This window comes from Xenorhabdus bakwenae (genome assembly GCF_030272115.1).
In the GTDB taxonomy this organism is placed as follows: Bacteria; Pseudomonadota; Gammaproteobacteria; order Enterobacterales; family Enterobacteriaceae; genus Xenorhabdus; species Xenorhabdus bakwenae.
Genome location: NZ_CP119194.1, coordinates 738,705 through 760,603, shown reverse-complemented (window position 1 = coordinate 760,603; position 21,899 = coordinate 738,705). Strand labels below are relative to the sequence as shown.

The following is a 21,899-nucleotide window of genomic DNA, read 5'->3' as shown; positions in this document are numbered from 1 at the left end:
AGGTGCAGAAAATCATGTACAGAGCGGCTGGCTCATTTTATTTGTTGAGCTTTTTATTGGTTGCGTTTTTTAATTCGTTTAAAACTAATACGCAAAAAATAGCCTGAAGAGATCATCTCTTCATCGTACATAGAATATTCTGACAACGAATCTTTAATCGATTATTCGTATGTTCCCGGAGGGAATAAGGAGTGAATATATAGCAGAATCATACCAATATGGCATAATATCCCAATCCAATATGACAAGGCATAAAGTGAAATGGGTTACAGTCTAGATTTTCGAAAAAGAGTCCTGGCATACAAAGATAAACATTTGTTGACTTTCGAGCAAACGAGTGTCCATTTTGAGATTTCTATTCGTACCCTGTTCCGGTGGAGCCATAAAATAGAACCTTGCATGACGCGTGATAAGCCTCCCATGAAAATTCCTGATGAGGTGCTTATCGCGGATATCCAAAAATTTCCCGACGATTATCAGTGGGAAAGAGCAAAACGTTTAGGTGTCTCGCAGTCGGCTATTCATTACGCCTTGAAACGACTTCGGCTCACGCATAAAAAAAACGCTGGAACACCCTCGCGCTGACCCTCAGGCTCGTCAAGCGTTTGTCGAGCGGATCAATGGCTATGAACAGGCAGGCAAACCGATAGTTTACTTAGATGAAAGTGGTTTTGCTCAATCCATGCCACGTACACATGGGTATGCTGAAAAAGGACAGCGCTGTTTTGGTACACACGACTGGCAGGCGAAAGGCCGTATTAACGTGATTGGGGCCATTCTCAACAATCGCTTCGTCACCTTAAGTTTGTTTACCGGGAGCATTAATGCGGATGTCTTTCATGCATGGATAACGCAAGATTTATTGCCAAAACTCCCGCACGGTGCAGTGATAGTCATGGATAATGCGTCTTTCCACAAAAGAAATGACACGAGACAAGCGATAGTGGATAGCGAATGTCAACTGGAATGGCTTCCTGCTTATAGCCCTGATTTGAATCCGATAGAACACAAATGGGGTGGAGCAAAAGCAATAAGAAGACAAAAAAGATGTTCAGTTGATGAGCTGTTTACAGAGCATATTGAATATGCCATGTTATGATGATTTTGCTATATGACCACATCATGTATACCCCGATATACCTTCAGTTAATACCTTACTAAGAATTCCAACTCAGTAGATCCTTAATATCGGATGATTTTTCTTCAGGTGGGTACAACTCATGAAGTTAAAGTAGCACCGCCCACCATTCACAGGTAAGCAGCAAATCGAAAGGATATGAACAGCTTACCAGATTATTTTTTTATTTAACCAAAAACATTGACTGTCCAATTAATTGTTCTCCAATAGGATTTTCGAGGGAGTATAAACAGTTAAAATTAACAAGTAAAGGCCTTAAACAAGCAGATTGTTCTACAAAACAGCAATGGCTTTCTGTTTTTCCCTAATTTACTTTCATTATGTGATTTTTTATCAACTAAACAAATAAACTGCGGAAATTTTAGGATTGGGCATATAAAATGAGATTCGTGAAATAAATTTTATGGTATAGAAAACACAGGTGCAGGAAAACAAAAAGCCCGCCATGGCATTTGCGCTGGCGAGCTTAAATAAGGCATAAAGGCAGAAATTAGATAGCAGTCACGTTTGCTGCAGCTGGGCCTTTGGCACCATTTTCAATGGTGAATTCTACGTTCTGGCCTTCTGTTAAGGTTTTGAAACCGTTACCTTGAATGGCAGAGAAATGTACGAATACGTCTTTGCTACCATCAGCTGGAGTGATGAAACCAAAGCCTTTAGATTCGTTGAACCACTTCACTTGACCTTTCATTTTGTCAGACATTTGACTTTCCTATATATCAAAAAAACTCGCCACCTCGGGCATGTGTTGGCCAGTATCAGCTATTACTTATGGAGGCACTAAGAAGGAAACGGTCAACAAAGGCTACCAGATGGATAGCACTTACACATAACGCATTAACTCAATATGTCGTACATAAAGTAGGTCTGTTAATCAGGCCAAACGCATTAACGCATGACCGCACACGAATATCAACCTTTTTATGTATTATCGTTTTAAAAAAAACTCAGACGCTCAATATTAGAACAGAATAATATAATAAACAGGTTTTTTTATAATTTTATTTGATTTATTCAACTTTTTCTTAGCACGAAAAATACAAGATATTGCTTGCCAACAATAACAATTTGCCAAATAAATTAAAACAATTGCTATACAGATATCGGTTCAGGACATGCTAACCTTGAAAATGCCATAACTTTCAATTCGATCACGATTTTTACAGCATTTTTTTACGACACAATTTCTACAAAGTGAGTGGGTTAATATTATGAAAATCATACAACAGATATTGATTCAAGATCTTGAGCGGATCAATCTTACAGAGCATCGTGATGGTAAAGTACATTTCAACAGCACTTTTATTCGCCATCATCCCTACTTGTGTCTGGCGATGGTCATTGCCTATGCTTTTCTTGCTATGCTCATGTGGTATGCACCCTATTTCGGCACCGGGTCTCTCTTTGCATTTACTCTAGCCTTTATTGCTATGGCAGGCGTTTTGCTATTTGATATCAAGCCAGTCTATCATTTCGAAGATATTGACGTACTTGATTTACGGGTATGCTATAACGGTGAATGGTTTGTCAACGAGCAAGTTTCTAAGAAAGCGATCAATAAGATACTTACTCATCCCCAAGTGCCAAATATAATCAAAGATGACATCAAGCATATCATGCAGAAGAAACAGGAGGTTTGTTTTTATGATGTGTTTATGCTCGCTTGTTCGGAACAATCACCTTATGCCCCATCTATTAGCATGGTTAATAAAAGTGCATAAATATAATAAATTCAATAAAATAGTACACTAGCAAACCAATAAGTTCATATGATGAGCAAACAGTAAGAAAAAAGAATTTTTTCGTTGACACTATTCCAGTTCATCGCTAGTATTCGCCCCGTTCTCAAGAACAACCCGATTCCTCCATAGTTCAGTCGGTAGAACGGCGGACTGTTAATCCGTATGTCGCTGGTTCGAGTCCAGCTGGAGGAGCCAGATTCAAATATCTCGCCAGATAAATCGGCGGGGTGTTAAGGTTGAGGAAGGTAACTTAGCCTAAGCCTTTTCAAGCGGCTTCCCAATCGGGAGCCGTTTTTTTCATCCTGATTTTTTATTTCCCATTACTAAGACCAGGGGTTACGCATGAAATGTTGGTGGGCTAAAATTGATTAAATAGCAGCGCTTCCATTTAGCTATTATCCCACCCGGCCGATTTCCTTCGAGCACTCAAACTCAGTTTACTGTTGGTATCTCGTTTAACAATATTGAGCACCATTTTACGTCATTGGGCAAATACTCTTGTGGCGGTCCGCTCTCTCATCCGTGCATCATCTTCTCTAAAAGTGACATCCAGTACCCAGTGTAAACTATTTTCGATAGCCCCATGTTGTCTTATGGCACCTAGTTGAAAGGCGGGAGAATCATGACAACGGCTTAAATAATAACGAAAATCAGAGGCCACTGTGTCAGAATAGCGTTCTTGTCGTATCGTTTCCGTTACCAGAAAAGCCTGAATATCTGGCCAAGAACTTAAGTATTTTGTTTCTGAGGTCAGCGGCAGAACCCACCCGCGTCGTCTGACGGTACGTCCGTGACTATCATCGAATTCATCATAGTCAGGTTTAAGGTAAGGTTTTCGGGTTATCTGTGGTTGTTGAAAATAGTTAACAGCTTCCGAAAAAGTTTTCCCCTGATTGCCTTTAAGCGACAAAATATAATCAGCTTCACTCTCGCGTAATTGCTGAGCAATCGTGCGTTGGCAGCCCATCGCATCCATCGTCACGAGATGTCCTTTCAATGAAAGCATCGATAATAATGCCGGGATAGCCTTAATTTCGTTTGATTTTCCGTCTACTGCACACTGACATAAGCTGAGTCCTTTCTCAACCGAGAATGCACTCACCACATGTAGTGGGCTTTGTTCAATTTTCTTATCAAACGAATGGCGTAAACTTTTACCATCAATCGCAATGATCCCCCGCTTTTCTGAAGAGACGTCACGAGAAACCCACTGATAAAAATGACGTTCAAAGAGAGCGGGATTTAATAAACTGAAACAGCGCCGGAAAGTATCATGTGAAGGAATACCGCCTTTGAGCGGAAGAAATGAACCCAGCCAATCTTTTTTTAGCTGGCCGTACTGTTCAATATCGGTCCAGGCATTAGCCCCGGCAATGACAGCGCATACGGCGCTCACTAAGATATCAATAAAACGGTGTTTAACCTTTCCCTGACAACGTGGTTCTGGAAAATCAGAAAAGACCTCCACTAATTCTTTCATCTGCACCCCTCTCAAAATGAAGGAATTATCCACTCAATATTTTCATGCGTAACCCCTGATCAATACCCCGGTAACTCAGAACTTATTCAGTATTTTTTCTACGCAATAGCAAGACAAGAAATGCTAAATTGACGAACTGGAGGCGGGTATTCAAATACCTTTCACAGTTCTTCCATAACCGTCGGCATTTTTCCAGCCAACCAAACGAACGTTCAACCACCCAACGTTTAGGGATGACTGCAAAAGTATGGAGTTCATTGCGCTTGGCAATTTGTACGTCAGATCCACATAATAGATTGATTTATAATGCAAATTTATCACCACTATAACCCCCATCAGCTAAAAGGCTCTTTAACTGCCCTAAATTAGTCTGATGGGGCACCAATACTTCTACTACTACAGTCGTAATCGTTCTGTAATCATAAGGCTATTCCGCCGACGATAATGGCATTGTTGTGCGCGATACTGATGTCGTCGCCGCCAGGTTGACCAATATAAAATCTGCTTTAGGGTTTCTCCTGTTTTTCTCATCAGTTTTGACAGGAGCTTACGCAGTTCCGCTACACTCAGGGCTATCAGTCCCGCCGGCGTTTTTTTTCTCCTGTATCCGCAAAACCGCCAGAACCGCAGGCGCCAATAATGACAACGTAATATGCCGATACCAACTCTGCCACTGCCGGACTTCGTAATGATCCAGACCGCACTCGCCTTTTGTTTCCTCAAAACCGCTTTCGATTTCCCAGCGATGTCCGGCCACCTGAATCAGCGTCTTGAGATCGGCCTGCTCTTTAAGGGCATAGACAACATAGTAGGCCAGTTCCTGCTTCACATCCCGGTTACGCCGGATCAGCAGATAATGGCCATAACGCCGTTCCTCTTCACTCACTTGTAAGCGCCAGAGCGGGATCCGTGCCCAGTCATACCAACGTTCGCCTTTTGTTCCCAGTCCGGCTGACTGTTTTTCCCAGTCGTCAGGGGTCAGACTGGCTGCAATGGGTCTGCTCGGGTGTAGTGCGGTTTTTGCCACCAGAGGCGCTCATTTTTGGGGATCGCTAAGACAAACGGTTGATGTTGGGATTCCAGCCAACATCGCAAGCGGCGGTCATGTCCATAGACCGCATCGGCGGTGACCCAGTGGCAGGGGACATTGGCATTGAATGCCCGCGCCAGCATGTGCCGGGCGAGCTGGGGTTTGGTCGCAAAACTCACCAAGTCAGGAATGCCGGCGGCGTCACAGCGGGGGCGATCCTCCGTCCACTGTTTGGGCAGATATAAGGCCCGGTCAATAAAGGCATGGCCGCCGTTGCCGGCGTAACACAGGAAGACACCGACCTGACTGTTTTCTACCCGTCCCGCCGTTCCACTATACTGACGCTGTACCCCGGCAGAATGCGTCCCTTTCTTGATAAAACCGGTTTCATCGAGAATAAGGATACCTTGCTCATCACCCAGATGCTCCGCGTAAGATATCGCGAGCGGCTTCAGCATCCCAATGGGCACGTTCCAGAAAATATTGAATGCCATCCGGTGAGCGTTCACCGAGCCATTCAGCCAGTTGCCAGCCATTTTTACGTTCAACATCACTGAGTAATCCCCGAAGATAGGCCAGACAACGTTGTTGAGAACTCGCAGAGTGAAACAACGGAGCCAGACGGGAATGGGCGTTCAGGAGCTCCTGTTCCCAGAGATTGACAGGTGAGGCCATGTGGCACCTCCCTTAGGGTTAGAAAGAAGGACGATAGCTATCATGACACATGACACATTACGACTGTAGTACTACAACCTGTTCAGAGTCTTTTTAATAACACCACTAAGAAAGCTAAATTGATCATTTGCAAACTGGTATTCAGTTTTCGTTCACAATTTTTCCAAAGCCGTCTGCATTTTTCCAACCCACTGAACGAGCGTTCAACAACCCAACGTTTAGGAATGACTATCAATCTATGTAACTCATGACGTTGGGCAATTTGCACGGTAGCACCACACAACAGTTTGATCGACAAAGCAAAACGATCACCTGTATATCCCCCATCCGCCAAAAGGCATTTTAAGTTTCCCAGATTGGCCTGATGCCCGGCCAGTGCATCCAGTGCCCCTTCCCTGTCAGTCACATTGGCCGTTGTGACTATCATGGCGTGAGGAAGTCCTTGACTATCAACAACGATATGGCGCTTTATCCCTGAAATCTTTTTCCCCGCATCATAGCCTTTGCTTTTCGCTGTATCGGTATTTTTGACACTTTGTGCATCAACAATTAAAAACGTGCTCAATGCGTCACGGCCGTTTTTTTGTCTGGCTTCTTGAACCTGATTTTTTTAAAGCCAGCGCCAAAACAGAGCCGGATTCATGGGGTTCACTCCAAATCTGGTAGTAATAATGTACAGTACGCCATTTAGGGAAATCGGACGGCAGCATGCGCCATTGACATCCGCTTTTCAACAGATACAAGAGGCCACAAAATACCTCGTAAAGGTCAATTTTACGGGGTGCAGTTCGTTTACGGGCTTGTTCAAGCAGAGGGCGTATCTGCTCAAATTGCTCACGGGTGATATCACTGGGGTAAACTTTTCTCATCTTCAGATTATCAGGGTTCAATGTATTTTAGTAAAGACTCTGAACAGGTTGTACAGCGCCATCCCCTGTCGGTCACATTCGCCGTTGTGACAGCAATTGCATGAGGTAATCCCTGACTGTATACCGCGATATGACGTTTGATACCGGAGATTTTCTTACCAGCATCATAGCCTTTCTCACGCGCCGTATCCGTGTTTTTCACACTTTGCGTATCAACTATCATGAAAGTAGTGCTGGCGCTCCGACCATGGCTGATGCGGACCTCGCCAACTGCATTTTTTTAAAGCCTGCTCCAGCAGGCTTGGCTCCATTTCTGACGGCTTCTCTTTCCAAAGTTTGAAATAATAGTACACAGTACTTTTGCTGGGGAAATCACGGGGAAGCATATCCCACTGGCAGCCACTCTTGAGGATATACAGCAACGCGCAAAATACCTCATAGACATCAACTGTCCGAGGCCGGGTGCGTTTTCTATTGCTGAGTAATAAAGTCTCAATTTCCTGAAAGGCTTCTCGACTAATATCACTCGGATAGATTTTTATCATATTAATTATATAGATATATACACTTATCTTATTTTGGCGGGCAGGATACATGAAAAACAATGACATTCAAAAAAGATTCTGAATAGGCTCTCAGACTGTACACCCACTGGATGAGTTGCAGTTAATGCGCCAGTGCCCGGCGTTGTTGTCCCGTGAACTGTCGTCTCTGACGGAGCAACAGCGGCAGGTAGCGGATGCCCGCGCCCTGCTGGCGCTGGAGGTTTTGAACCTCCGTGATGCGGGCATGTCCCGTTCGGCGGCGGTGCAGTATTTTTCTGACGGATCACGTCAGGGGACGTTACCGCCGGTGCTCCAGGCCGCCGCAGACAATGCCAATGCCCGCAAGGGAAACCGGCGCGGCATCGGTACACGGGCTTTGCAGGAATGGGGCACGCTCTACCAGAGCACCAATAACGGCGATGAGCGGCTGGCCTTACTGTCACCCGGTCATAATAAAGAAGTTCAGCCGGAGCAGGTGCAGTGGTTTCCCCTGTTCCTGTCACATTACCGCAATGTGAATGGCCCGTCATTACAGGCGGCTTACCGCAGTTTTATTGAAGAATGGCAGCAACTTTACGCTGACCAGCCGGCCATGCTGGACGCCCAGCCTTCCTATGATGCGGTACGCTGGGTGATGGCAAAACTGCCGAAGCGGGAAAAAGCCCGGGGCCGTCTCACCGGCTCCGCTGCCCGTGCACTGGAAACCTACCAGAAACGGGACTGGTCACAGATGCCGGTTAATGGCTGCTGGATCAGTGATGGTAAAAGCCTGAATTTGAAAGTGGCGCACCCCATCCACGGCCGCCCATTTACACCGGAATTGACACTGGTGCTGGATGGCCGTACCCGCTATAGCAAAATCAGCATAACATGGCATATTCAATATGCTCTGTAAATATAGCAGAATCAACATAACCTGACACACTCGATGTGCTCGGTGAACACCTCATCAACTGAACATCTTTTTTGTCTTCTTATCGCTTTTGCCCCACCCCATTTGTGTTCTATGGGATTCAAGTCCGGACTATAAGCGGGCAGCCACTCTAATTGATATTGACTCTCTGCTATCGCTTGTATCGTATCAAGTCGTTTATGAAAACGCGCATTATCCATGACTATCACGGCACCGTGTGGGAGTTTGGGCAATAAATCCTGCGTCACCCACGCATGAAAGACATCGGCGTTAATGTTGCCAGTAAATAAGCTTAAGGTGATGAACGTATTTTCGAGAATGGCTCCAATCACGTTAATACGGCCTTTCGCGTGCCAATCCTGTGTACCAAAACAACGCTGCCCTTTCTCTGAATACCCGTATATCCGTGGCATTGACTGCGCGAAACCACTTTCATCCAAATACACAATCGGTTTGCCTTCCTGTTTATAGCCGCTGATGCGCTCGACAAACGCCTGACGAAGCTGAGGATCAGCGCGAGGATGTTTTAAGGTTTTTTTTATGAGTGAGGCGAAGCCGTTTCAACGCGTAATGAATCGCCGATTGTGAGACCCCTAAGCGCTTTGCTCTTTCCCATTGATAGTCATCAGGAAAATTTTGGACATCCGCGATGAGCACCTCATCAGGAATTTTCATGGGAGGCTTATCACGCGTCATGCAAGGTTCTATTTTATGACTCCACCGGAACAGGGTACGAATAGAAATCTCAAAATGGGCACTCGTTTGTTCGAAAGTCAACGAATGCTTATCTTTGTATGCCAGTACTCTTTTTCGAAAATCTAGACTGTAACCCATTTCACTTTATGCCTTGTCATTTTGGATTTGGATATTATGACATATTAGTATGATTTTGCTATATAGTAACGTCTTTCATAACTCGCGGGTTTTCCCTGCTCTTCACGCCAAAAAAGAGTTTGATATCGTCGTGAAATTCGCACTGGTTGCCTTGTATTTACTGGGCGGCAGGCGGTAAGCAAGCGTGCGGTTGGCAAAGCCCAGCTTAAAATGGCTGACCAGCTCAGGATGATTAAGCCGCCGTTTGGACAGATACGCCTGAGCCACCGGCGCAGTCAGCAAGGTATGGTGATAAAACTCAACCACCCGTGACAGCAACCCCTGTTGGCCGATCGTATCATTGGCCAGCTCTTCCGGTTGCACCAGTGTGGCTCGACCGCCGGATTGTGCCCCAGCACCGCTTTTAAGCGTTCCACGGCATGACGCAGGCTCAGCCCTTCCGTTTGCATGACCCAGTCCAGCACTGAACCGCCCGCCTCGCAGCCAAAGCAGTGATAGAGATTTTTCGCCGGTGTAATCACCATCGAGGGCGTTTTCTCCTCATGGAACGGGCACAACACCGTCATATCTTTGCCGCGTTTAAACAACTGCCGCCCCTGCTGCTCAATGATAGCAACTAAGGAGACAGCGGATTTTAAGTGCTGTAATTCTGCATCGGGAATGCGAGCCATACCGATATTCCTTTAAAAACCTGTCAAGATTTATTTTGATTCGCTATGCGATATATTATATAATCGCAATACGATAGTAAAGCAAGTCGTTTTAATAACACGCCTTATACTCGGAGCACTTTATGGCTGATATGACAGAAGAGATTATGCAGACCGAAGAACAGCGCCGGGCATTTGGTCAACGGCTAAAAGCATTGCGTAACCAACAACGGCGGACACAGAAAGAAGTCGCTGGCCTGATTGGATTGCAGCTTTCGCAGTACAACAAGTACGAGTCCGGGATGCACATCCCACCTGCGGATAAGCTGATACAACTGGCTGAATTATTTACGACGTCGATTGATTATTTGTTATTAGGTTCGTCTGACGAGCAGTTGCCGCTGAGTAACACGCGGTTAATCGAGCGGCTTAAAGCCCTTGAAGAATGCCAGCCGGAAGAGCAGGAAACCGTGATTAAACTGATTGATGCGGTGATTATGAAGAGCCGGGTTGAATCAGCGATGCGTCCGGTTGAGCAGGAGAAAGGCAGCTAAAGAGAACGCATTTTTAACGCAGCTCCGGCGCGCTTGCAACACGCCGAAGTTGCTCACCACAACCAACTACTGAGGAGTTGAATGATGGCTAAGGCGCATTCTAAGCAAAACCGTGCAGTAAATAAAGCGACGAAAACAGAACGTTATTACACCGTGGGATACGTGCCGCAAAATGACAAGGCCAACGCCCCGCCTGCGATCCATTTGAAAGGCCAGTGGCTTAAGGCGGCTGGGTTTGATAAAGGCTGCACACTCACGGTTAAGATTATGGATGGCTGTCTGGTGCTCATTCCTGACAGTGACGAGACCCGCACCATTAAGCAACAGTACCAGCGCCAGCAAGACCAGCTTAGCGAAATTAAGCTGAGAATGCGGGAACTAATTGGCAACTACAACAGCAACTAAGGGCAAGGGCTGAGCCGCTCTTAAAAAGAAAAAAGCCGGAAGATCATGGGGATCTTTCCGGCTTTTTCATGGTTATTCTCTACTCAGAAGTAATTCTTTCCACTTTTCGAGATAACCCTTGAACTCTTCTATCGTTGAAATGATTAAGATTTCTTCGGTGTACTCATTAAAAATCTCGACGCCATCCGGTTTAATTGTAACAGTATGGGCATTACCAGTGCCTTCCCATTGTGGTATTTCACCACTTTTGACCGATTTACATAAATCAATAAGTTCGTCCACACTATACATACTACCCTGAATATCGCCACTTAAAAAATCTGCTAATACATGACGATCATATTCAATATCCACTCCTGGATATCCATCTTTATCAATAAAAAATCTCATATTACCTCTATTTAATGTATATGGGGTATGCTGTGTTTATCTTGCCCGAAGCATCAAGCCATCCCTCTATTTTAATTCCATTAGGAGATGTTCCTGACCATTTTCCATTTGGGTGTATTGTGGCATTTTGGTAAGCTCCTTTAATCTCATCTATAACCTTTTGTGGACTCCATGATTTTGGATAAAACGAGGATTCACGAGCTTTAGCTATCCATTCGCCTGTGTTGGCATCACGAATTTCTACTTTACCTGTATAAATACCTTGTGAATTAGGTGGGTTTGTCATTTGGACAATTCGCGCTTTTCCGTGATGGGCACCTTCGTGATGAAAACCAACAGCCTTACCTTTTTTATTGATCTCTCCGTGGAAAACATGCTCGTCATTTATCGGAGGAACAGTTTTTTTTGGAAGACTGCTTAAGCAGCTTATCGCAATCGTCTCCTGCTAATCCCAAAGGATCAACCCAAGACAGCGGATTATGAACGTATGAATAAGGATTCAACCCGCCCGCAAGCCCAATGGGGTCTTAGGCACTATCCCGACGCCATCATACGATTGAGCGGACCTTTCCCCCTGATTTAGCAGCCTTTTTCTTCACCGCTTTTTCCCACCCTGTTAAAGAACATATCAACTCGCCCCGACGGGCACTTTGCCGATTTTAGCTCACTTTTTCCCCGATGTCAGTGCCGGGTTTCGGCCCGCTTTGCCTGCCAGAACCGGGTTTTCTCGATAACCCGTGGCGGCGGGGCAGCTTGTCTGCGCCGCTGACGCGGGTTGGCCGGGTGCGGGCCGGCGAGGCCCGCAGGTGAAGCTTTTCAGCGGGGAGCCCCCGCCCGCGGGGGCGGACGGGGCGGAGATGGCGAGTACGGGAACGAGCAAGGAGCCTGCGACTGCGAGCCGGACGCAGCCAGTGCAGCGGGGTTGGGCGGGGGCAATAAACCGCGGCCAGCTTGCTGGCCTGCCTTCAGGGCCGTTGACCCTGACGGACTGACCGGCAACGGTTTAAGGCGGATGTTAGCACCGGAGCCGCCAGGGACGGCGGCGACTGCGGCGGCCGGTTTTAGCACTGCGGCTGACAGCGGAAGGCGTCAGCCTTGCGCGCCTCTGGGGCTAAGAGGCTCCACCCGGCGGCCAGCCGCTCACCGGGGTTGAGGTGACCGCGCAGCGCCCGTGGGTGGGCGGCGCCGACATAATGTTTTGTTAAGCGTGGTGGGCCGTTCAGGCCCATTTCGCTTAATGTCACATTATGTTGAATGGCGGCTGACCGGCAACGATTGTTATAGAGAACGCCGAAGTTCAGCGCCGGGCGGCCGGCATTTACCGCCGGGCACGCCGATGGTAGGGAGGCAGTCCGTGCGCAGGGACGCGCGCGGTCTGCCTTTCACTGCACCCCACGCGCTCACAGGGAACCGGCTAACATTAAGATTGTCCGGCAACACAGCGCGTTCAGACCGGCTTCGGGCTGTCCGGCTTGTTACTCTCCGCCTGCTTATCGTCTGGCGTTGCCTGCTTTGACTGCCGTTCTGCCGGGTGGGTCTGCTCATGCACTTCCTTTAAGTGACCGATAGCCACCCGGGTATAGATTTGGGTGGTTTCCAGCTTCTCATGCCCCAGTATCGCCTGGATGTGCCGGGTGTCCGCGCCGTTCTCCAGCATCTGGGTTGCCATTGAGTGGCGGAACAGATGACAGGCCCCCGGTTTAGTCAGTTGCGCCTGTTTACGGATGCTGTCGGCGGCTATCCAGGTTAATGTGCCCTTTGCCAGTCCCCGGCCTTTCCTGGTGATAAACAGGTGTCCACTGTCACCCCGCCGCGTTAACTCGGGCCGGACGCTGAGCCAGCGGCTTAACCAGTGCAGCGCCTGTTCGCCGATGGGCACCACCCTATCTTTACGGCCTTTGCCCTGTCTGACCAGCACCACGCCGCGCCCGAAGTCCACCTCGCTTAACAGCAGGTTGGCTATTTCCATCCGCCGGATACCGGTACTCCACAGTACTTCAAGGATAGCGCGATTTCTCAGCCCGGTTGGGGTGTTGATATCCGTTGCGGCTAATACCGTGTGGGTTTCGTCTTCATTCATTACCTGTGCCGGCAGCCGTTTTTCTTCTTTCGGTAACACCAGACTGTCCACCGGGTTATACAGGATATGGTGACGTTGCAGCAGCCAGCGGAACCACTGACGTAAGACACTCAGGCGGTCCCGCTGACTGCCCGGCGTGTAGGGCTGGCCGTCCGCTTTGCGGTGGCTTCTCAGCCAGCGCTGGTAACTTTCCAGCAACGGCAGGCTGACCTGCGGTGCGGTCATGACTCCACGGGCTTCACACCAGCTGATGAACGGCAACAGCCGCTCTTCATAGGACTCCTGAGTCCGTTCGCTTAAGCCCTGTCCCCGCACGGCTTCCAGCCAGGCGGCCAGATGCTGGCGTAAGGTGGCGAAGCGGGCCGGGATGGCGTCGGGTTGACCGTGGGTCTCCGTCACCGAGGGACGTTTTTTTTCTGTCTGGCGAGGCCAGTGTTGCCGCCGGGCTGGCCGGGATAGCGTGCTGTTGCTGCAACCAGTCGAACCACAGGCGTAAGGCGCGCAGGCGTCGGCGCTGACTGTCCGGCGGGTAGGGCTGACCGTTGGCTTTGCGGTACCGGGCCAGATGCTGCTGCCAGTTTTCCAGTAACGGTTCGGTGACCTGAGCCGCGGATATTACGCCCTGTTCCTCACACCAGTTGACGAACGGTGACAGCCGTTCATGACGGGCGGACTGGCTCTTTTGACTCGCCCCCTGCAACAGCAGGTTATCCAGATACGCGTCCAGATGCTGGCGCAGGGTCAGCGGGCGGGAGTTGGATTGATGTTTAACGGGTGATGACATGATGGATTTCCTGTAGGGAACAGCGGTTAGTGTTATCGGTGTGTGATACGTCACTACGGTACGATGGCTTGATTCTTAGGTGGCCGGAACAGTCCTTTTCTGTCTGCCCAGACTTGCGAGTCATTCAGCCCTTTGCTACTGCGGCTTGCAGCCGGTTTTGGCGAACCCGACTTGACCCCGACTTGGGGCAGACTTGACCCTGACTTGCCTTCATTTGAGCCAGACTTGCACCCGTCATATTCACACTTTCCTTTCTGGCTTTCGGGTTCGTTGATGAAGGGGCAGTACGGTACGACGGCCTGATTTTTAGGGGGCCGGAACAGTCCTTTTCAGGCTGTCCCGACTTGCGAACCGTTCAGCCCTTTGTCACTGCGGCTTGCCGCCGGTTTTGGCGAACCAGACTTGGCCCTGACTTGGGGCAGACTTGACCCCGACTTGCCTTCATCCGGGCCAGACTTGCACGAGTCATATACACTATTGGCAGCCTGATTTTCCGGTTCAATCAGACCGCACAGGTGGGCTTCTTCCGCTTTATCGCCATTCCAGAGCAGTTCATATTGCAACAGATGGCCGCGACTGCCGCCGTGTGTCAGCAGGTATTCCATGTCACTCAGGCGCTGACAGTGGAGTTTAAGCTGGCTGTCACTCCAGTGGGTATAACTGCGGATATCCCGGCGGGTAAAGCGGATATCTTTCACCGGGCGTTGTTGCGCTGCCGCCGTGTCTTTCACCATTTGCTGTATCAGCAGCAACAGTTTTCGGGTCTGGGGCGGCATCTCATCCAGCGTACGGCCTAATATCTCGTGGGCCAGCCGGTTCGCCAGGCGGATATCTTCTTTGGTGACTTCGATATATTCAAGCCGTTTGCCCCGGTGTTCCGCGGTCTTCACCGTCCGCTGGTGCTGATGCAGCAGGGCGATACTTTGTATCAGGGTGAGATATTTCATGTGGTCGCGTCGGGTGCGGGTTTTATCGCTCATGAACGTTAACTGTGAGGCATGAGGGTTAACCACATTGAGCGGGCGCAACAGCCGCTGGGCGTTTTGATGCAGTTCGGTGATATACGCCTTTTCATTCTCTGCCAGTAAGCCTTCGAGGGTTTGTTTATGGCGCTGCAAGGCGTGGATAGCTTCGGTCTGTTCCCGCGATTCGTTCACCGTCAGCACCAGACAGCGGTTTAACAGCTCTTCATCGACATCTATTGCGGTGGTGGTGAGCATCAGCATCACCGGTCCTTTCACTGTGTACTGTTTGGTGACCAGATTACCGCTGGCATCGTCTTTACCGGTGCTGGCAATGGTCAGTTCGCCGTCGCTTTGCAACAGCTTAAGCGCATAGGCGGCCTGCCGCACCCCTTCCTCTTCGGCAATGGCTAAGATTTTATGCTGGAGATTGGTTTCCCCCAGATAGAACAGACTCTGGCCGGTCATGGCGCTGTATTGCAGCCGTTCTTCTTCCGGTATCAGATTGAGGACCGCATCCATTAAGCTGCTTTTCCCTGCCGCCGAACTGCTCTGTATCAGCACGGCCAGCGGACGGTCCAGCTTGCGACTGACGGCGGCTAAGTAACCGGCCAGCAGGTTAGTGGATTCGCCCACCACGCCACAGGCGGCTAAGTCAGCGGTGATGCGTTCACTCAGTTGCGGGTCTTGCAGCAGCGCCAGCGCCGCAGCCCGCTGGTCCTCACTCAGTTCGGGAACCGGCGGGGTTTCGGTTTGTTCACTGACGCCGGCCTGTTGACACTGTTCCAGTACCAGCAACACCTGCCCCAGTGCCCGGCGCAGGTCACCTTCGGCCAGCCCGAGTTCGGTGGCGGCCAGCCGCGCATACCCGCCCCGGCTGCGGGCGCTCATCATGTCCACGCTGTCGGCGAACATCACGCCGCTGTCAGTATCAACGACCTGAACATTCACTTTCATCACTGCCGCTCCGGCTTTCACCTGTGACAGGCCCCGGATACCCCACTGTTGTGTGCCCAGCGTCAGGGATATCTCGCCGTTAGCGCCGGTTTCCCAGACCACATTCGGCACTGACGGCAACGACGCTATACCGGCGGCTAATGTGCTGACTGTTTCCGGCACCGGAACCGGCTGATGTTTAGCCAGTGCGGCCCGCTCTGTTGCGGTGGTGGCCTGTATCTCTGCCGCGTCCTGCATCGGCACGGCACTGTCCAGCAGCAACCCGAAGGCCCGTTCCGGCTCGGCGACCTGACACAGATAGCCGTTGGCATCCATGCCCTCGGGGAACACCACCCGGAACACGGTGATACCGGCGGCAGTCAGTTCGGCGGCCAGTTTTACCGCGGCATCATTCCCGGCGGGGTCATTATCGAAGGCAATCAGCACCTGTCTGACCTGATGCTGTTTCAGTGCCTGCCAGTGGTCGGGAGTAAACCCGTTCACCCCGTAGGCGGCGGTGACATTACGGTAACCCGCTACCCAGAATGACATCGCATCGATTAATGATTCACACAGGATAAGCGAGGCTGACGCGGCTATGGCCGGTTCATTCCAGACACCGCTATGCGCCCCGGGCAGATACAGATGCCACGGTGTGCTTTTGCGCAGGTCTTCACCGATTTTACGGCCATAGATTTCGCGTATCTGGCCGTGCCGGTCGATAACCGGTATCACTAATGACCCTCTGAAGTGTTCATGCCCGTTGTCCCGCAGGATACCCGCCGCCATTAACCGGGCCCGGATAGCGGAACCGGCCTTGTATTTACTGGCGGGCAGCCGGTAGCCGAGGGTGCGGTTGGCAAAGCCCGGTTTAAAACAGGCGACTAATTCCGGGTGATTTAACCGGCGTTTTTCCAGATAAGCCAGGGCTTCGGGGGCGTTCAGCAACGTGTGGTGGTAGAACTCAACCACCCGGTTGAGCAGCGCCTGCCGTCCGGCTTCATCTTCGGCCAGCACGGCGGGTTCATCCGGCTGGACCAGCGGGGCCATTGCCGGATTCTCGCCCAGTTCCCCGCGCAGGCGTTCCACGGCATGGCGCAGGCTTAAGCCTTCGGTTTTCATCACCCAGTCCAGCACTGAGCCGCCGGCGTCACAGCCAAAACAGTGATAGAGATTTTTTGCCGGTGAGATAACCATTGACGGGGTTTTCTCCTGATGGAACGGGCACAGCAGTACGTAATCTTTGCCGCGTTTAAAGAGCTGTCGCCCCTGTTGCTCCACCACGGCGACTAAGGAGACGGCGGCTTTCAGGTGCTGTAATTCGGCTTCGGGAATGCGGGCCATAAAAATGTTCCTTTTAAATCCTTGTCAATGCTCTATATAGATACTATTATATGTCCCATAAAGGTTGTTTAGTCAAGTCTATTCAGAACAGGGGGAGATAATGGAAGCCATCACGACTGATAAAGGAACATTCTGGATGAGCTTTTCTGCCCGTTTTCTGCAACTGCGTAAGCAACAAGGACTAACTCAGCCACAGATGGCTGACAAGGTGGGGATACATCTGACACAAGTTCGCCGCTATGAATCTGGTGAGGCTCAACCCTCTTTAGACATTCTTAAACGTATTGCTGTTACGTTTAATGTTTCGGCTGACTGGCTGATATTTGAGGAGGGTGAGCGGGAGCCGCAGGACGAACTTAAGCTCAAGTTTGAAGCGGTTAAACAGATGGATGAGGAAGAACGACGCTCTGTGACCTCGGTTCTGGATGCAATGATTTTAAAACATCAGGCAAAACGGTTATTGGGCTGACCTGATTTAATGCGGCTCTACCGTGGTTGCAACACGATATAGCCGCTAACCACAAGCAACTATGCGAGGTAGTTAATTATGGCTAAGACGCATTCTAAGGCAGAAGTCGCTGTAAATAAAGCAGCGAAAACAGAACGTTATTACACCGTGGGATACGTGCCGCAAAACGACAAGGCTAAAGCACCACCTGCGATACACCTGAAAGGTCAATGGCTTAAGGCCGCAGGCTTTGATATTGGCGGTACTTTAACGGTGAAAGTGATGAATGGTTGTCTGGTGCTGATACCGGACAGTGACAACACCCACACCATCAGGCAACAGTACCTGCGTCAGCAGGAGCAACTCAGTGATATCAAGCTCCGCATGCGCGAACTCATTGGCGATTACAAAACCATTTAAGGGAGGGGAGTAGCATGAGAGCAGGGATTGAGCAGCTAAAGGAAGTGCACCTGAGCCATGACGAAGCAATGGCACTGGCGCAACTGGTTAAACGGTTGAGCTGGGCAGAGATACGGGCCTGTGCGGTTGATGACACAGAAGCCTGGGTTATCAAGGCCGCGATAGGGCGGCTCCAGTCGGCACTGGCGTATCATGGGTATTCGCCACGGTAAGAAAGAAGCAGGCCGGAAGCGATTCCGGCTTTTTGCTGTTTCAGAGAAAAAACAGAATAAAATATCCAAAATATAGCCTATGTATATATTTACCATTAATTTTATATTTTTCTATATTATTCCTTTGTTTACCTTCTTATTTATTTTATATTTTTGTGATTTTAATTTATATATTTAATATATAAGATCAACTCTGTAAAATATTTATTTTAAGTATAAAAATAATAAAGCCGGAAAGATCACGGGGATCTTTCCGGCTTATTTTTAAATGCTACTAAATTCTATATTTTTAGAAGGAAAACCATCAGGGAATGACATGCATTTGACGTTTCTTGATAAAACACCTTCTAAAAAATCAATGAAATTTTCTTGCCTATATTCAACTTCTGGTGCCCTTGCCGCAATAATAGCGACATTCCATAAGTCACTATTATCTGACGATACAACCCAAAATATATAATCGCCGTTATCTGTAACTCCCATAGGAAGCAATCCATTAATATCGGGATAAAGAATAAACGGATAATAATCTGGATCAGATTCAACAAGGGACTGAAAATCTTCAATAATCCATACTTTTTGCCTAAAAAAATTTAAATCATCATCTTCGCTAAATGGGTTAAATATAGTGATAAAATCAGCAATCCTACCTGTTCCATATTGGGTTATAAAATCAATATAGTCCTTAGGAAAAGAATACTGTTCATCTATTAACGGCCACGTTTTACCTTCACCATTTTCATTAGGATGAACGGGTAAGGGCAATAGATTCTTTAAGCTCTCTATACTCATTATTTATATTCCTGGAGGGTTAAGAACGGTGACATATTCAAAGAAGCCCCCTGAACCTTCAGCTTTCATTGTAATACCTGCTGGTATTCTGGATGGTCCCTTATAAATAGGAATAGAACTCATTTCAACAACTTCTCCTTGCTCTAAGGCTTTTCTTATTCTACCTTCGACTCCACTCATGACAGGAGTATTAGCAGGTCTTTGTTGAAGAGTAACCAGGTTCCTAACATCATCACCAGAACCACCTAATTGTCGTCCGAGCAAATGGCCCCTAGCTCTGTTAGAACCTTTTCCTGTAATAAATCCTGGCGGCTGTATATCGGGGCTAGCGTGCGTACCCATATTAATATGACCTTTATCTAAAGTGGCATGAACTCCTGTAGGGCGTCCTAAATGATCTAATTCGCCATATTTAATACTATTAGGACATCCCGTTAATCCGAGCGGATCAATCCAGTTCGCCGGATTATGGACGTATGCATACGGATTCAGACCCCCATTTAGCCCCAAAGGATCTTAGGAGTGATTCCGGTGCGGTCGTACTTTTTTACGTGATTTTTTCTTTGAATATCAGCTTATTAAAGAACCGTTTTTACCCGTTTAGCCCACATCCACGAACTTAAAACGCCGATACGCACTTTTGCGCTGTTTTGCCATGTTGCCCCGGTGCACTTTTGCCAGACTACCGCCGCAAGCCGTTATGCAGTATAGCGCCCCTTTTTCTGATTGATGGGGTAATCAACCTGATTTTGTGCAGTTTTTCACTTTCGGCAACGGGCGAACGCGGCCCGACTTGTTTGGGCGGCGGGCGCACTTTCTGCGGGTGCGGGTGGCAAAGAACCCGCAAGCGGCGCATTGCGACGCTCTCAGGCACGGAAGCCGAAGATTGTGCTCGGTTTGGCTGATGGCACTTTACTCAAGGGAAGCCCCCTTCGGGGGCTGCACGGGGCGAAGATGGCGAGCACGGGAAAGAGCAAGGAGAGAAGCGACTGCGAGCCGGGCGCAGCCAGTGCAGCGGGGTCGGGGCGGGGGAGGTAAATTTGCGGAGGCCGCAGGCCGACCTGCCTACAGGGAAGTTTGCCGGAACAACGCAAGGCAGCTAAAGAAGACGTGATTTTGCCGGAACGTGGCACAGTGCTCAGGGTCGGCGCAGGTCTTTGGCAGGGATCGGCTCAAAAGTTTAGAGCAGAAGGCGCCAGCCTTGTGCGGCGGCACCTTGCGATGCCGATGAGCGGGGGCGCCAGACATAATGTGTATTATGCGATGCGAGCCGCTCTCCGGCGCAGGGGGGGACTACGTGGCTGAACGGCGAGTTTCGCATAATTCCCCAACATTATGTTGAGTGGGCTTTGGGCGGCCTGCACTGACTGAACGGGGGCGGCAGGGGTCAGGCCGACCATTGCCCACGTACCCCCGCAGGCACCGAGGCCAACGGGCAGTCCGGCCACGGTCTGCCCCTGCACTGAACCCAGCGAACTCAACGGGGACACTCAGGCTGTCCGGTGCGTTGTGGTATCCGTTTGGCGTCTGGCTCTCCGCTGGCACAGTCTGAACCGTTCTCTGAGCGTCCGGTCTGGCTGTCTGCATCCGGCAAGGCCTGAGAGTCTCGCTCTGCCGGATGGGTTCGGCTGTGTACCTGCTTGAGCTGTTTGATCGCCACTTTGGTATAGATTTGTGTTGTATTCAGCTTTTCATGCCCCAGCATCGCCTGGATATGGCGGATATCGGCACCGTTATCCAGCATCTGCGTGGCCATTGAGTGCCGGAACAGGTGACACGCCCCCGGCTTGTCCAGCTGTGCCTGCTGCCGGATGGCTTTGCCTGCGATTTGCGTCAGGTGTCCCAGACTCAGCGGCCTGCCCTTTTGCGAGATAAACAGATAACCGCTGTCATAGTGCGCGGCCAGTTGTGGCCTGACGTTGACCAGATAGCGTTTCAGCCAGCCCAGCGCCCGCTCACCGACAGGCACAACCCGATCTTTATTCCCTTTGCCCTGATTCACCACGACCGCACCGCGTTCGAAGTCGATGTCGCCCCGCTGAAGCTGGCGTAACTCCATGCGCCGGATGCCGCTGCTCCAGAGGATTTCCAGCATCACCCGGTTGCGGAACCCCAGCACACCCTGATCGTCAAGGCTCTCCAGCACCTGTGTGGTTTCCCGTTCACTCAGGATCTGCGCCGGCAGCCGCTTTTCTTCTTTCGGCAACACCATCTGCTCGGCCGGGTTGTAGAGGATGTGATGGCGTTGCAGTAACCAGCGGAACCACAGCCGCAGGGCGATCAGCCGTTCCCGCTGACCGTTATTGCCGTAAGGCTGACCATCGGCTTTACGGTAAGCCCGCAGATACCGCTGCCAGCTTTCCAGTAACACCAGGGTGACCTGTGCGGGGTAACGAACCGTACGCTGTTCGCACCAGTCGATAAAGGGCAGCAGGTAACTACGGTATGTTTCCCGCGTGCGGTCAGCCCGGCCTTGTGCCAGCAGCGTGTCGAACCACGCTTCGAGCTGTTGGCGCAGTGTGATCAGGGTGTTGTCGTGTGAAGTTATCATGCGGATTGTCCTTTTTGTGATGGAAGCTATCCGGCAGTACGGTATGACGGGAAGTTTTTATTGTGTTGCCGGAACAGTGATTTTTGAGTTTGTCCAACTTGCGCGCTGTCAGCCCTGTCTGGCTGCGGTCTGATAGCGGTTTTGT

26 protein-coding genes, 1 tRNA gene and 5 pseudogenes are annotated in these 21,899 nt (G+C 49.7%); 13 read left to right on the top strand and 19 right to left on the bottom strand.

From position 1 onward, the window contains the following. Positions 1-261: 261 nt before the first annotated feature. Together PXH59_RS04490 and PXH59_RS04485 are read left to right on the top strand one after the other, a co-directional pair. Positions 262-585: an IS630 transposase-related protein gene (locus tag PXH59_RS04490; RefSeq protein WP_285810529.1), complete on the top strand. Its 324-nt coding sequence runs from the start codon at positions 262-264 to the stop codon at positions 583-585. After that, positions 554-1,099 carry an IS630 family transposase gene (locus PXH59_RS04485; RefSeq protein ID WP_327213539.1) on the top strand — a complete coding sequence of 182 codons (546 nt, stop codon included), beginning with the start codon at positions 554-556 and terminating at the stop codon, positions 1,097-1,099. The genes PXH59_RS04490 and PXH59_RS04485 overlap by 32 nt, the downstream gene beginning before the upstream one ends. A 529-nt stretch (positions 1,100-1,628) precedes the next feature. Here PXH59_RS04485 and cspE read toward each other — a convergent pair. After that, positions 1,629-1,841: a transcription antiterminator/RNA stability regulator CspE gene (gene cspE, locus PXH59_RS04480; protein ID WP_047766586.1), complete on the bottom strand. Its 213-nt coding sequence runs from the start codon at positions 1,839-1,841 to the stop codon at positions 1,629-1,631. Between the two features lie 508 nt (positions 1,842-2,349). On the opposite strand from cspE, the gene PXH59_RS04475 reads away from it, so the two are divergent. Further along, positions 2,350-2,859, top strand: coding sequence for a YlaC family protein (locus PXH59_RS04475; protein ID WP_285810528.1), 510 nt, complete (start codon positions 2,350-2,352; stop codon positions 2,857-2,859). 140 nt (positions 2,860-2,999) lie between these two features. Further along, positions 3,000-3,075: transfer RNA gene (locus PXH59_RS04470), tRNA-Asn, on the top strand. Between the two features lie 286 nt (positions 3,076-3,361). On the opposite strand, the gene PXH59_RS04465 is transcribed toward PXH59_RS04470, so the two are convergent. The 5 genes and pseudogenes from PXH59_RS04465 to PXH59_RS04445 all read right to left on the bottom strand — a co-directional run. Next, on the bottom strand, positions 3,362-4,360 hold the full coding sequence (locus PXH59_RS04465) for an ISAs1 family transposase (protein WP_285810527.1): 999 nt from the start codon (positions 4,358-4,360) through the stop codon (positions 3,362-3,364). 82 nt (positions 4,361-4,442) lie between these two features. Continuing rightward, a pseudogene (locus tag PXH59_RS04460) lies at positions 4,443-4,724 on the bottom strand (transposase); the annotation flags it as partial. Positions 4,725-4,907: 183 nt separating this feature from the next. Next, a pseudogene (locus PXH59_RS04455) lies at positions 4,908-6,065 on the bottom strand (IS701 family transposase). An 82-nt stretch (positions 6,066-6,147) separates the two neighbouring features. After that, positions 6,148-6,934 (bottom strand): IS5 family transposase gene (locus PXH59_RS04450; protein ID WP_285810526.1). Its coding sequence is split into 2 segments (ribosomal slippage): positions 6,148-6,676 and positions 6,675-6,934, totalling 789 coding nucleotides; the frame shifts between segments, so codons are not numbered across the junction. Positions 6,935-6,998: 64 nt separating this feature from the next. Beyond that, positions 6,999-7,479: pseudogene (locus PXH59_RS04445) on the bottom strand (IS5 family transposase); the annotation flags it as partial. A gap of 124 nt (positions 7,480-7,603) precedes the next feature. Between PXH59_RS04445 and PXH59_RS04440 the strand changes: the two are divergent. Then, a complete protein-coding gene (locus PXH59_RS04440; RefSeq protein ID WP_285810525.1) occupies positions 7,604-8,374 on the top strand; it encodes a hypothetical protein in 771 nt (256 codons plus the stop codon). An 11-nt stretch (positions 8,375-8,385) separates the two neighbouring features. Here PXH59_RS04440 and PXH59_RS04435 read toward each other — a convergent pair whose 3' ends face one another. The 3 genes and pseudogenes from PXH59_RS04435 to PXH59_RS04425 all read right to left on the bottom strand — a co-directional run. Continuing rightward, the gene (locus PXH59_RS04435) at positions 8,386-8,934 is read right to left on the bottom strand and encodes an IS630 family transposase (protein WP_285811610.1); all 549 of its coding nucleotides are present in this window, start codon (positions 8,932-8,934) and stop codon (positions 8,386-8,388) included. Then, a complete protein-coding gene (locus PXH59_RS04430) occupies positions 8,903-9,226 on the bottom strand; it encodes an IS630 transposase-related protein (RefSeq protein ID WP_285808283.1) in 324 nt (107 codons plus the stop codon). The genes PXH59_RS04435 and PXH59_RS04430 overlap by 32 nt, the downstream gene beginning before the upstream one ends. A gap of 138 nt (positions 9,227-9,364) precedes the next feature. After that, positions 9,365-9,897, bottom strand: a pseudogene (locus tag PXH59_RS04425) (CHC2 zinc finger domain-containing protein); the annotation flags it as partial. A gap of 122 nt (positions 9,898-10,019) precedes the next feature. Between PXH59_RS04425 and PXH59_RS04420 the strand changes: the two are divergent. Both PXH59_RS04420 and PXH59_RS04415 read left to right on the top strand, forming a co-directional pair. Continuing rightward, entirely contained in the window at positions 10,020-10,430 is a 411-nt protein-coding gene (locus tag PXH59_RS04420; protein WP_285810511.1) for a helix-turn-helix domain-containing protein, read from the top strand. A gap of 84 nt (positions 10,431-10,514) precedes the next feature. Beyond that, a complete protein-coding gene (locus PXH59_RS04415) occupies positions 10,515-10,835 on the top strand; it encodes a SymE family type I addiction module toxin (protein ID WP_285810524.1) in 321 nt (106 codons plus the stop codon). Positions 10,836-10,907: 72 nt separating this feature from the next. On the opposite strand, the gene PXH59_RS04410 is transcribed toward PXH59_RS04415, so the two are convergent. From PXH59_RS04410 to PXH59_RS20030, 3 genes and pseudogenes are all read right to left on the bottom strand, one after another. Next, the gene (locus PXH59_RS04410) at positions 10,908-11,225 is read right to left on the bottom strand and encodes a hypothetical protein (RefSeq protein ID WP_285810522.1); all 318 of its coding nucleotides are present in this window, start codon (positions 11,223-11,225) and stop codon (positions 10,908-10,910) included. Between the two features lie 7 nt (positions 11,226-11,232). Further along, entirely contained in the window at positions 11,233-11,583 is a 351-nt protein-coding gene (locus tag PXH59_RS04405; protein ID WP_285811627.1) for an EndoU domain-containing protein, read from the bottom strand. Positions 11,584-11,668: 85 nt separating this feature from the next. After that, positions 11,669-11,752 (bottom strand): annotated as a pseudogene (locus PXH59_RS20030) (RHS repeat-associated core domain-containing protein); the annotation flags it as partial. Between the two features lie 330 nt (positions 11,753-12,082). Between PXH59_RS20030 and PXH59_RS04395 the strand changes: the two are divergent. After that, on the top strand, positions 12,083-12,217 hold the full coding sequence (locus PXH59_RS04395; RefSeq protein ID WP_285809886.1) for a hypothetical protein: 135 nt from the start codon (positions 12,083-12,085) through the stop codon (positions 12,215-12,217). A gap of 455 nt (positions 12,218-12,672) precedes the next feature. Here PXH59_RS04395 and xerC (PXH59_RS04390) read toward each other — a convergent pair whose 3' ends face one another. The 3 genes from xerC (PXH59_RS04390) to PXH59_RS04380 all read right to left on the bottom strand — a co-directional run bounded on the left by xerC (PXH59_RS04390) (position 12,673) and on the right by PXH59_RS04380 (position 17,331). Next, a complete protein-coding gene (gene xerC, locus PXH59_RS04390; protein ID WP_285811626.1) occupies positions 12,673-13,674 on the bottom strand; it encodes a site-specific tyrosine recombinase XerC in 1,002 nt (333 codons plus the stop codon). Further along, entirely contained in the window at positions 13,577-14,089 is a 513-nt protein-coding gene (locus tag PXH59_RS04385) for a site-specific integrase (protein WP_285809885.1), read from the bottom strand. The genes xerC (PXH59_RS04390) and PXH59_RS04385 overlap by 98 nt, the downstream gene beginning before the upstream one ends. A gap of 329 nt (positions 14,090-14,418) precedes the next feature. Next, a complete protein-coding gene (locus tag PXH59_RS04380; RefSeq protein ID WP_285809884.1) occupies positions 14,419-17,331 on the bottom strand; it encodes a CHC2 zinc finger domain-containing protein in 2,913 nt (970 codons plus the stop codon). A gap of 136 nt (positions 17,332-17,467) precedes the next feature. Between PXH59_RS04380 and PXH59_RS04375 the strand changes: the two genes are divergently transcribed. The 3 genes from PXH59_RS04375 (at position 17,468) to PXH59_RS04365 (ending at position 18,411) form a co-directional block, all read left to right on the top strand. Beyond that, complete coding sequence (locus PXH59_RS04375) at positions 17,468-17,800, top strand: helix-turn-helix domain-containing protein (RefSeq protein WP_046397400.1); 333 nt, start codon at positions 17,468-17,470, stop codon at positions 17,798-17,800. Between the two features lie 78 nt (positions 17,801-17,878). Next, positions 17,879-18,199, top strand: a complete 321-nt coding sequence (locus tag PXH59_RS04370) for a SymE family type I addiction module toxin (protein ID WP_046397397.1) — start codon at positions 17,879-17,881, stop codon at positions 18,197-18,199. A 14-nt stretch (positions 18,200-18,213) separates the two neighbouring features. Further along, on the top strand, positions 18,214-18,411 hold the full coding sequence (locus tag PXH59_RS04365; RefSeq protein WP_133813210.1) for a DUF7706 family protein: 198 nt from the start codon (positions 18,214-18,216) through the stop codon (positions 18,409-18,411). A 264-nt stretch (positions 18,412-18,675) separates the two neighbouring features. Here PXH59_RS04365 and PXH59_RS04360 read toward each other — a convergent pair whose 3' ends face one another. Both PXH59_RS04360 and PXH59_RS04355 read right to left on the bottom strand, forming a co-directional pair. Beyond that, positions 18,676-19,203 (bottom strand): SMI1/KNR4 family protein, encoded by a 528-nt coding sequence (locus PXH59_RS04360; RefSeq protein WP_285809883.1) that lies wholly within the window; start codon positions 19,201-19,203, stop codon positions 18,676-18,678. A gap of 3 nt (positions 19,204-19,206) precedes the next feature. Beyond that, positions 19,207-19,713 carry a DNA/RNA non-specific endonuclease gene (locus PXH59_RS04355; RefSeq protein ID WP_285809887.1) on the bottom strand — a complete coding sequence of 169 codons (507 nt, stop codon included), beginning with the start codon at positions 19,711-19,713 and terminating at the stop codon, positions 19,207-19,209. Positions 19,714-19,877: 164 nt separating this feature from the next. On the opposite strand from PXH59_RS04355, the gene PXH59_RS04350 reads away from it, so the two are divergent. After that, complete coding sequence (locus tag PXH59_RS04350) at positions 19,878-20,108, top strand: hypothetical protein (RefSeq protein ID WP_285810519.1); 231 nt, start codon at positions 19,878-19,880, stop codon at positions 20,106-20,108. A gap of 351 nt (positions 20,109-20,459) precedes the next feature. Here the strand turns inward: PXH59_RS04350 and PXH59_RS04345 are convergent, their stop codons facing one another. After that, positions 20,460-20,693 carry a hypothetical protein gene (locus PXH59_RS04345; protein WP_285810517.1) on the bottom strand — a complete coding sequence of 78 codons (234 nt, stop codon included), beginning with the start codon at positions 20,691-20,693 and terminating at the stop codon, positions 20,460-20,462. Beyond that, positions 20,681-21,754, bottom strand: a complete 1,074-nt coding sequence (xerC, locus tag PXH59_RS04340) for a site-specific tyrosine recombinase XerC (protein ID WP_285810515.1) — start codon at positions 21,752-21,754, stop codon at positions 20,681-20,683. Before xerC (PXH59_RS04340) ends, PXH59_RS04345 begins: the two co-directional genes overlap by 13 nt. Here xerC (PXH59_RS04340) and PXH59_RS04335 point away from each other — a divergent pair. Then, on the top strand, positions 21,753-21,887 hold the full coding sequence (locus PXH59_RS04335; protein ID WP_285810514.1) for a hypothetical protein: 135 nt from the start codon (positions 21,753-21,755) through the stop codon (positions 21,885-21,887). The two genes, xerC (PXH59_RS04340) and PXH59_RS04335, sit on opposite strands and share 2 nt — an antisense overlap. Positions 21,888-21,899: the final 12 nt, after the last annotated feature.

What these genes read in the sequence shown, in the direction of transcription:
- PXH59_RS04490 (WP_285810529.1), top strand. Translation starts at nt 262, where the DNA reads ATGGGTTACAGTCTAGATTTTCGAAAAAGAGTCCTGGCATACAAAGAT.
- cspE (WP_047766586.1), bottom strand. Translation starts at nt 1,841, where the DNA reads ATGTCTGACAAAATGAAAGGTCAAGTGAAGTGGTTCAACGAATCTAAA.
- PXH59_RS04475 (WP_285810528.1), top strand. Translation starts at nt 2,350, where the DNA reads ATGAAAATCATACAACAGATATTGATTCAAGATCTTGAGCGGATCAAT.
- PXH59_RS04465 (WP_285810527.1), bottom strand. Translation starts at nt 4,360, where the DNA reads ATGAAAGAATTAGTGGAGGTCTTTTCTGATTTTCCAGAACCACGTTGT.
- PXH59_RS04440 (WP_285810525.1), top strand. Translation starts at nt 7,604, where the DNA reads ATGCGCCAGTGCCCGGCGTTGTTGTCCCGTGAACTGTCGTCTCTGACG.
- PXH59_RS04430 (WP_285808283.1), bottom strand. Translation starts at nt 9,226, where the DNA reads ATGGGTTACAGTCTAGATTTTCGAAAAAGAGTACTGGCATACAAAGAT.
- PXH59_RS04420 (WP_285810511.1), top strand. Translation starts at nt 10,020, where the DNA reads ATGGCTGATATGACAGAAGAGATTATGCAGACCGAAGAACAGCGCCGG.
- PXH59_RS04415 (WP_285810524.1), top strand. Translation starts at nt 10,515, where the DNA reads ATGGCTAAGGCGCATTCTAAGCAAAACCGTGCAGTAAATAAAGCGACG.
- PXH59_RS04410 (WP_285810522.1), bottom strand. Translation starts at nt 11,225, where the DNA reads ATGAGATTTTTTATTGATAAAGATGGATATCCAGGAGTGGATATTGAA.
- PXH59_RS04395 (WP_285809886.1), top strand. Translation starts at nt 12,083, where the DNA reads ATGGCGAGTACGGGAACGAGCAAGGAGCCTGCGACTGCGAGCCGGACG.
- PXH59_RS04385 (WP_285809885.1), bottom strand. Translation starts at nt 14,089, where the DNA reads ATGTCATCACCCGTTAAACATCAATCCAACTCCCGCCCGCTGACCCTG.
- PXH59_RS04380 (WP_285809884.1), bottom strand. Translation starts at nt 17,331, where the DNA reads ATGGCCCGCATTCCCGAAGCCGAATTACAGCACCTGAAAGCCGCCGTC.
- PXH59_RS04375 (WP_046397400.1), top strand. Translation starts at nt 17,468, where the DNA reads ATGAGCTTTTCTGCCCGTTTTCTGCAACTGCGTAAGCAACAAGGACTA.
- PXH59_RS04370 (WP_046397397.1), top strand. Translation starts at nt 17,879, where the DNA reads ATGGCTAAGACGCATTCTAAGGCAGAAGTCGCTGTAAATAAAGCAGCG.
- PXH59_RS04365 (WP_133813210.1), top strand. Translation starts at nt 18,214, where the DNA reads ATGAGAGCAGGGATTGAGCAGCTAAAGGAAGTGCACCTGAGCCATGAC.
- PXH59_RS04360 (WP_285809883.1), bottom strand. Translation starts at nt 19,203, where the DNA reads ATGAGTATAGAGAGCTTAAAGAATCTATTGCCCTTACCCGTTCATCCT.
- PXH59_RS04335 (WP_285810514.1), top strand. Translation starts at nt 21,753, where the DNA reads ATGCGGATTGTCCTTTTTGTGATGGAAGCTATCCGGCAGTACGGTATG.
- xerC (WP_285810515.1), bottom strand. Translation starts at nt 21,754, where the DNA reads ATGATAACTTCACACGACAACACCCTGATCACACTGCGCCAACAGCTC.